This is a genomic window from Nocardia inohanensis NBRC 100128 (genome assembly GCF_001612945.1).
GTDB lineage: Bacteria > Actinomycetota > Actinomycetes > Mycobacteriales > Mycobacteriaceae > Nocardia > Nocardia inohanensis.
This window is the reverse complement of the sequence record NZ_BDBK01000002.1, coordinates 1104282-1112546: the sequence shown is the minus strand read 5'-3', so window position 1 is coordinate 1112546 and position 8265 is coordinate 1104282. Positions and strand designations below refer to the sequence as shown.

The 8265-nt window shown below is 66.0% G+C and carries 6 protein-coding genes; all 6 read right to left on the bottom strand.

The window, feature by feature from the left end; translation table 11 throughout:
• The coding region (locus NI1_RS11325; RefSeq protein WP_174564472.1) for a beta-ketoacyl synthase N-terminal-like domain-containing protein at positions 1–270 on the bottom strand (270 nt) is incomplete at its 3' end.
• A gap of 52 nt (positions 271–322) precedes the next feature.
• On the bottom strand, positions 323–3520 hold the full coding sequence (locus NI1_RS11320) for a type I polyketide synthase (protein ID WP_084522930.1): 3198 nt from the start codon (positions 3518–3520) through the stop codon (positions 323–325).
• 76 nt (positions 3521–3596) lie between these two features.
• Positions 3597–5021, bottom strand: coding sequence for an MFS transporter (locus tag NI1_RS11315; protein ID WP_067817761.1), 1425 nt, complete (start codon positions 5019–5021; stop codon positions 3597–3599).
• 38 nt (positions 5022–5059) lie between these two features.
• Positions 5060–6094, bottom strand: a complete 1035-nt coding sequence (locus NI1_RS11310) for a dipeptidase (protein ID WP_067817758.1) — start codon at positions 6092–6094, stop codon at positions 5060–5062.
• 6 nt (positions 6095–6100) lie between these two features.
• Positions 6101–7096 (bottom strand): enolase C-terminal domain-like protein, encoded by a 996-nt coding sequence (locus NI1_RS11305; RefSeq protein WP_067817754.1) that lies wholly within the window; start codon positions 7094–7096, stop codon positions 6101–6103.
• Positions 7096–8175, bottom strand: a complete 1080-nt coding sequence (locus NI1_RS11300; RefSeq protein WP_169815564.1) for an ATP-grasp domain-containing protein — start codon at positions 8173–8175, stop codon at positions 7096–7098. The genes NI1_RS11305 and NI1_RS11300 overlap by 1 nt, the downstream gene beginning before the upstream one ends.
• Positions 8176–8265 lie beyond the last annotated feature (90 nt).

Here is an 8265-nt window from a genome sequence, read left to right as displayed (position 1 = left end):
ATACGATTTCCCGATCGCCGCCGGATCCTGATCGAACAATTCGGTGTCCCAGCCACGATCGACGGGGAAATCGCCGATCACATCCCGCTCCCCGATGACCACGTCCCACAGGTCCTCCGGAGAAGAGATGCCTCCCGGGAAGCGACATCCCATTCCGACAATCGCCACCGGCTCGAACGCCGCCGACTCCAACTCGCGGTACTCACGACGCGTCTTCTGCAATTCCGCGGTAACCCACCGCAGATTCTCGAGCACCTTATCGCCACTCATGGGCATTTCCTCCGAACACGAACTGAAGACTGGGAATTACACGAAAAGACGACTACGAATTACGGAGCTCGGTGTCGATGAAGGTCAACAGCTCGTCTTCGGACACCGACTCGATATCGATGTCGTTCATGGCATCGCGACCGGTGTCCCGGTCGTCCCGATGCCGGGAAAGCAGCGCCGCCAACCGCTCGGCGACCGCACGCCCGGCACCGTCGGCGGGGAGACGTTCGAAGTACTGTTCGAGGTCGCGAAAGGCGTTGCCGAGGACATCGCCGGGCGCCTCGATCTTCGCCAGCACCGCCCCGCGCAGATGGTCGGCCAACGCCGCCGGGGTCGGATAGTCGAAAACCGCACCGCTGGATACCCGGGTGCCGAAGATCGTGTTCAGTCGGGTGACGAGCTCGACCGACAGCGCCGAGCCGACGCCGAGGTCCTGGAAGGCGGCATCGTGATCGATCGACGCCGTCGAATCGCCTGCGATCGCCTCGATCTGCGCGAGCACGACCTCCCGAACCCGCGCTTCGCTGAAGTCGTGCACCAGCGCGCCCTGCGCCTCGACGACCTCGGAGCCGCGCTGACCTCCGCCGGAGGTGGCCGGCCAGATCGCCTGCCGCTGGAACGCGTATGTCGGTAGCGAAACCTGTTGCCGTGGCGTGTCTTTCATCAATCCGGCCAGCCAATCGACCTTGCCGCCCTGCAAATGGAAACGGACCGCCGACACGGTCAGCCGAGCGATGTCGCCGTGGTCGCGAAGCAGCGAACCGGTCACCGCGACCGGCTGCTGCCGCGACTGGGCGGTCTCGGTGATCCGGGCGGTGAGCACCGGGTGCGGACTCACCTCGACGAAATGTGTGTACCCGACTCGAAGCAGTTCTTCGACAGCCCCGTGAAAACGGACCTGCTCGCGCAGATTTCGATACCAGTACCCCGCGTCCAGTTCATCGCCCGAGATTCGACGACCGGTGACGGTCGAGAACAGGGGAATCGCGCCCGCGGTCGGTGCGATATCGCCGATCTGGTCCAACAGTGGTTCGGCCAGGCACTCGACCTTATCGCTGTGCGACGCATAGGAAATGGCCACCCACTGCGCTTTGATACCCACCTCGGCAAGTTCGCCGGCGATCTCGCCGAGGCGTTCCCGGTCGCCGCTGAGAACGACACTGTCCGGACTGTTGGACACCGCGACGCACACGCCCGCACCGAGATTCGCGACGACGTCCGCCACCCGTCCGGCCGACGCCCGCACCGAAAGCATCGCGCCGTCGGCGGCCAGCCCCTCGGTCAAACGGGCACGAACGCAGATGACGACCAACGCGTCGGCGAGGGTCAGGCACCCGGCGATATAGGCTGCGGCGACCTCCCCCTGGGAGTGCCCGATCACGGCCGCGGGTACGACGCCCCAGGACTCCCACACCCGGGTGAGACCCACCATGACGGCAAAGAGCGTCGGCTGCACGATGCTGGAGTCCTCGGCGTCCTCGGCGCGGTCGGCGGCGTGCAGCACGTCGAGGATCGACCAGCCGAATCGGTCGAGCACGATGCGATCGCACTCTTCGACAGCGGCACGGAAAACCGGACTCTCGGCGAGGAGAGCCTGCCCCATCCCGAGCCATTGACCGCCCTGCCCCGGGAAGACGAACACCGGCCCCCGGTCCGATTCGACGGCCAGTCCGATATCGGAGTTCGCGCCGGGCATCCCGGTCGCGATCTCCGCCAGGCCCGCCCGAACGCCCACCGCGGACGAACACGTCACCGCGGCCCGGACCGCGAAGGTCTCCCGCGTCTCGACGAGCGCGCGTGCGACCGCCGCTATCGGGATATCCGGACGGCTGTCGAGCAGATCCGCCAGCCTGGCCGCTTGCCGGTGCAGGGCTTCGGCCGTGTGCGCACTCAACAACAGTGGTCCACAAGGGGATTCGCTATCGGTGTCCGGGCGCGCGGAGTCGGTACGCGGTGGCGCCTCGGCGACCAGGACATGGCAGTTGGTACCGCCGATCCCGAAGCTGCTGACGCCGGCCAGCCGCCCGGCTCCCCGCGACTTCCAGGGCGCCGGCCGCGTTTGGACCTCGAGCCCGAGCGCTACGAGATCGACCGCGGGATGCGGGTTTTCGAAGTTTCGGCCGGGCGGGAGCACGCCGTGCTCGACCGCCGACACGACCTTGATGAGGCCGAGAATGCCCGCCGCGCCTTCGCAGTGGCCGATGTTCGTCTTCACCGAGCCGACCGCGACGGGCGCGCGTCCGTCCCGGTACGGGCCGAACACGGCGCCGAGTGCCCGAGCCTCGATCGGATCGCCGACTCGCGTTCCGGTGCCGTGCAATTCGATATAGCCGACCATTTCGGGCGTCACTCCGGCCTGTTCGATCGCCGCCCGGATCACGTTGGCCTGTGCGTCCTCGCGCGGGTCGGTGAGCACCCGGGTGGCGCCGTCGTTGTTTATCGCGCTGCCGGGCAACACCGCGTAGATGTGATCGCCGGCGTCGAGTGCGGCATCCAATGCCTTCAATACGACGAGGCCGCCGCCCTCACCTCGCACGATCCCGCTGGCTCGCGAGTCGAAGGTGTAGCACTGCCCGTCCGGCGACAAGACGCCCGCATGGCGAAAAGCCAGTTCGGAGTCGTAGGCGAGATTCAGATGTACCCCGCCCGCGAGGGCGACATCGCATTCGCCGGACCTGATACTCGCCGCGGCGAGATGGACCGCGACGAGCGACGACGACTGCGCGGAATCGACGGTAAGGCTCGGTCCGGTCAGGCCGAGTACGTGCGAGATCCGGTTGGCGATGACCCCCCGATTGAGGCCGGTCAGCACGGCCGGGTCGATGGTCCGGCGGTCGAGCCGCGCCATGACGGTGACGAAGTCACTGCTCGTCGCCCCGATATGCACGCCGACCCGGGTCTCCCGGAGCGCCGACGGCCGGATGCGCGCGTCCTCGATCGCCTCCCACGCCAGCTCCAGCATCAGCCGCTGGTGCGGGTCCATGGTGGCGGTCTCCGCCGCGGACAGCTGAAAGAATTCGTGGTCGAACAGATGCGGTTCGGTGAAAAACGACCCCGTGACAGGTTCGTCCGCCACCCGGTCGTAGCCGCTGCCGGGCAGGGCGCGCCTGGCGGCGGGCAGGTCGGCGACTGTTGAACCGCCGTCGCACACGAGTTGCCATAGGGCCGCTGGTGAGTCGATGCCCGGGACCCGGCAGGAAAGTCCGACAACGGCAACCGCCGACCCGCGCGTGCACCCTTGTTCGTACATCAGGAATCATCCCCTAAATTCGGGCGAGCTATCCGGTGACCGCCCCGCCGGTCGCGCGGCGGTCACCAGGGCTGGATCACTTCTTGGTGGGCACCGGCAAGGTCAGCGCACCGACCGCGGCGACGGCGGCCAGAACGGCTTCGGCGACAGCGGCCGCCGTGGTGGCCGACCCGAAACCGTGGTCCGCGGCAACGGTGAAGAACAGCGCGCCGACGACGGCGACACCGAACGCGACGGCTGACTCCTTCGTCGTCGACCACACGCCGCTGGCGGCGCCGATCGCCGCCACCGGTACCTCCGCCAGCACGATTCCGAGCAACGGAATCGTCAGCAGCGCTTGACCGAAGCCGATGGCGGCTTGGACGGGCGCGACCTCGAGTGGCGTCAGCGTCTCGAATCCCGAGTGCATTTGCAGCGCCAGCACCAGGCAGCCGACGGTCGCCAGGGCGCCACCGGCGAACAGAGCCGATCGTCCGAACCGGACCACGAACTTGCCGGAGAGCAGCGCGCCGATCAGCAGCGCGACCGCATATGGACCGAGCGTCAATCCCGCCTTCAAGGGGCTGTAGTGCAAGCCGTATTGCAGCGCCACGGTCAGTGTCAGCAGCAGTGCGCCCGAGGAAGCGAAGATCGCGAAGCAGACCAGCAGCCCGCGGTTCAAACTCTTCAACCGCAGCAGCGAGATCGGCAGCAACGGCATCTCGTCACGCTGTTCGATTCGACGTTCGACCACGACGAACAGCAGCGCGACCACCGCGGCTGCGGCGAACATCAGCCAGCACCAGGTAGGCCAGTCGTGTTCGCGTCCGACAGTCAGCGGAATCAGCATCAGCACCATCGCGGCGCCGAGCAACGCGGCGCCGGCCGTATCGATCTTGGATGCCTTCGGTGCACGGGTTTCCGGCAGGACCTTGCGTGCCCCGAGCAGCGCGACGATTCCGAACGGAATATTGATCAGGAAGGCGAATCGCCACGACAGTCCAGCGATATTCGCCGAGATCAGCAGACCACCGATAATTTGACCGACTGCCGCCGAAATACCGTTGGCCATACCGAAAAGGCCCAGTACCCGCTGTCGTGCGGGACCCTGATACAGCACCTGGATCATCGACAGCGTCTGCGGCACCATCAGGGCGCCGGCCGCACCCTGCGCAACCCGGGCGGCGATCAGCACCTCGATCGAGGTCGACACACCGCACACCGTCGACGCCACGACGAAGCCCGCCATGCCGATCATGAAGACCCGCTTGCGGCCGAAGGCGTCACCGAGCCGGCCACCGATTACCAGCAAGCAGGCGAACGCGACGATATAGCCCGCCACGACCAGCTCCAGCGACGCGGTATCCGCGTGCAGCGTCGACCCGAGCGTCGGCAACGCCACGTTCACGACGAAGGTGTCGAAGATGTTGAACATGGTGCCGCCCAGAATGATCGGCAGCAGCCAGCGACTGGACGACGTTGATGGTTCCTCGATTTGTTGGTTCGCTACAGGAGATGACATTCGATCCTTCGTTCTCGCACTGTCGGTGGGAATTCGGGCTAACCGCATATCTGAGCGATCAGCCGGAGCATGTTGTCGCCGTTGAACTTTCGAACCGATTCAGCCGGCCAGCCACGGCGTCGCAATTCGGCCTCCAGCAGCGGAAGCCCACCCGGTCCCTCCAGCCCGGCGATGGTCTCGATCGGGTCGAAGTCGTCGAATCCCGGGCCTACCGTGGCGGGCACGATCTCCCGAAACACCTCGGCGACGAAATCCGGTCCGATGCCGACGTGGTCGATTCCGGCGACGCCGGTGACGTGGTCGACATGGTCGGCGAGATCAGCGACCGTCGCGTTCCGCACCGCGACGAACGAGGCCATGTAATTGACGCAGACGACGCCGCCGGCGGCTGCCACCGCGCGCAATTGCTCATCGGTGAGATTGCGGTGGTGCGGACGCAGCGCGTGGGCGGCCGAGTGACTGGCGACGACGGGCTGTTTGGACCGCGTGAGCACATCGTTCACGCCGCCCGCGTTGAGGTGGGAGATATCGAAGATCATGCCGAGCGCTTCGATCTCCGCCAGCGCCTCGACGCCCAGCGCGCTGAGCCCCGACCTCGACGCCGGTTCGTCGCTCGCATCGGCGAAAGCGTTGCGGCCCATATGAATCAGGGAGATCATTCGTACCCCGAGACGATGTACCTGGCCGAGCAATGCCAGGTCGGGCGCCAGCGGACCGCACCCCTCGATCGCCAGGAACAGGGCGATCCGGCCCTCCCGGTTCGCCGCGTCGATCTCGGTCCGGGTAGTACACAGCCGAACCTGATCGGGGTTCTCGTCGGCGATCACATGCGCCGCCTCGATCATCCGGAAGGTCTCACGCAGTGCGGATTCGGCGTACAGCTTGTGGTCGACATAGACCGACAGGACCTGCACGGTGACCCCGCCCGCGCGCAGTTGCGGCAGCCAGTTCTCCCGGAAGTAGGCGCCCCAGCGGGCGCGCGGGCGTTTGACGACCAGCATCAGCAGATCGTTGTGAGCGTCGACCAGCAGCGGCGTAGTACGCGAATCCAGGGTGGTACCAGTACTTTTCATGATCGATCAACCCCACAGTTCCGGAGTGGGCGGGGTGAGGGTGCCGTGCCGATAGCCGATGGCGGGCTGGACGTCCTCATCCATCCAGAGGTGGTTGTCCAGATCGATCCATTCGGCGAATTGGGCGGCGTGCATGCCGACCGCGGTCGACAGCGAGGAGGCCGGCAGACACCCCACCATCACTCGCAGCCCCAGTTCCCCGGCGGCCGCGATGCAGGACAACGCGGCCGTCAATCCCCCGCATTTGTCCAGCTTTACGTTGACCCCGTTGTAGTGGCGGCTGACCCGATCGAGATCCGATGCGTCCGAGAAGGATTCGTCGGCGACCACCGGGATCGGTGACCGAATGGACGTCAACAGGTGCTCGTCGGCCCGGGTCAGGGGTTGCTCGACCATTTCGATATCGGCCGCGACCAGCGTCGGCAGCAGCTCGATAAAACGCGCCGCGGTCCATCCGGCGTTCACATCCACCGTCAGCCGAGCATCGGGACGGACGGTGCGGGCCAGTTCGATTCGGTCCCGGTCGTCGTCGGCGCCGAGCTTGAGTTTGAGCAGCGGATGGTCTCTGGTGCGTTCGAGATCCGCGGCGACGACGTCCAGCGCGTCCATCGCGATGGTGGTCATCACCGTCTGCGCGGTCGGTGCGGGGATACCGAGCAACTGGGCGACGGTGCGATGCTCGCGCTTGGCGCGCAGGTCGAGCCAGGCTGCCTCGAGCGCGTTGCGGGCCGGGGCGTCGGTCAGGCGATCGATCGCGTCGTCGACCGCACCGCCCGCGTTGACGAAGTCGGCGGCGACGGTCAACGCGCGCACGGTGGACGTCGCGTCGCTCGCGAAGAAACTCTCGAACGGTGACCCCTCACCCCGCCCCCGATAGTCGCCGTCGTCGAGTGACACCCGAGCGAGGGTGCAGGCGGTGTCGACGGCGCGGGCGTACTGGTAGGTCCTGATCAGCGGGACCGATGTCGCCTCGGCCGACATAGTGAGCGTGGCGGCGACCATCAGTTCACCTTTCGGGCATCGATGTCGAACAGGGCTTGGTCACGGACGAGTCGGCGCACCCGCCGGCTGTCTCGATGCAGATCGAGGTCGTTGTCGGACTGCAAATAGATGAATCCGCCGCGGCCGGTGGTGTCCTGCGAGCGACCGACCTCATCACCCACCGCGGGCAGCCCGTAGCAGCCGACGATCGAGGAGATCTCGGCGAGTTGCGCGAGCCCGTCATCACGGGTGATCCGCCCGGCGGTGTCGAAATGCACCCACACCACGGCCAGACCGGTACGCGGCTCCTGAACACTGCCGGACAGCGCCGCGAACTCGGCGGGCGCGCACAATGCCATCGCCGCCAGTTCCACCTGGGTGTAGCGCAGCGACCGCTTGAACGGCGCGTACTCGATCGTGGCGCCCATCAGCCGGGCACCGGTCTCGATCATGCTCGGCCCGTGCTCGGTCAACTTCAGCTCGGTATGCGAAGGACCATTCCGAATACCCAAAGCCGTCAACGCCGCATTGTTGTAAGCGATCAACTCATCGAACTTCTCGAACGACCGCGACAACAACGTATGCTGCAACATCCGAATACCCTTGCCCGGCGCCCGCTCGAAATCGAACTGCCACACATCACTCGTCGAATGCACACCACCGGAACTCACACTGTTCACCACATAGATCGGCCCATCCAGATACGTCTGCGCAAGCACATCCACATTCAGAACATCCAAAAAATTCCGCTTACCCACAATCGTGTCCACAGCCTCACGAATCTGGGAAACATCACGACAGAAGAACACATCCTCCGACGACGTCGACATCACCGGCTTGACGACAATCGGCCACTCCCGCTGCCCCCGCGCCCAACGATGAATCTCATCCGCGTCCGCGGATCGCACCTGTTCCACCACCGGCAGTCCACTGCGACGCAACTGCTCGATCATCTCGAACTTGTCGCGCCGTGCCCGGCTCGATGTCGCTGTGTTCCAGTCGATTCCGAGGTGTGCGCACAGTTCGTCGGCGAACAGCACACCCGATTCGGCGCCGGCGATGACGATCTCGACACCGAGGTCGCGCAGGTGCGCCGCCATGTCCGCGGCACCGGCGTACGGCAGGGCCTTGTGCGCGCCGTGTGCGTCCCGTGAGCGCTCGAGGATCTTGGGCGGGTCGGGACTGCTGGG

Excerpts from the sequence above, each read along its gene's own strand:
- NI1_RS11320 (WP_084522930.1), bottom strand. The coding sequence starts at position 3,520 with ATGTACGAACAAGGGTGCACGCGCGGGTCGGCGGTTGCCGTTGTCGGA.
- NI1_RS11315 (WP_067817761.1), bottom strand. The coding sequence starts at position 5,021 with ATGTCATCTCCTGTAGCGAACCAACAAATCGAGGAACCATCAACGTCG.
- NI1_RS11310 (WP_067817758.1), bottom strand. The coding sequence starts at position 6,094 with ATGAAAAGTACTGGTACCACCCTGGATTCGCGTACTACGCCGCTGCTG.
- NI1_RS11305 (WP_067817754.1), bottom strand. The coding sequence starts at position 7,096 with ATGGTCGCCGCCACGCTCACTATGTCGGCCGAGGCGACATCGGTCCCG.
- NI1_RS11300 (WP_169815564.1), bottom strand. The coding sequence starts at position 8,175 with ATGGCGGCGCACCTGCGCGACCTCGGTGTCGAGATCGTCATCGCCGGC.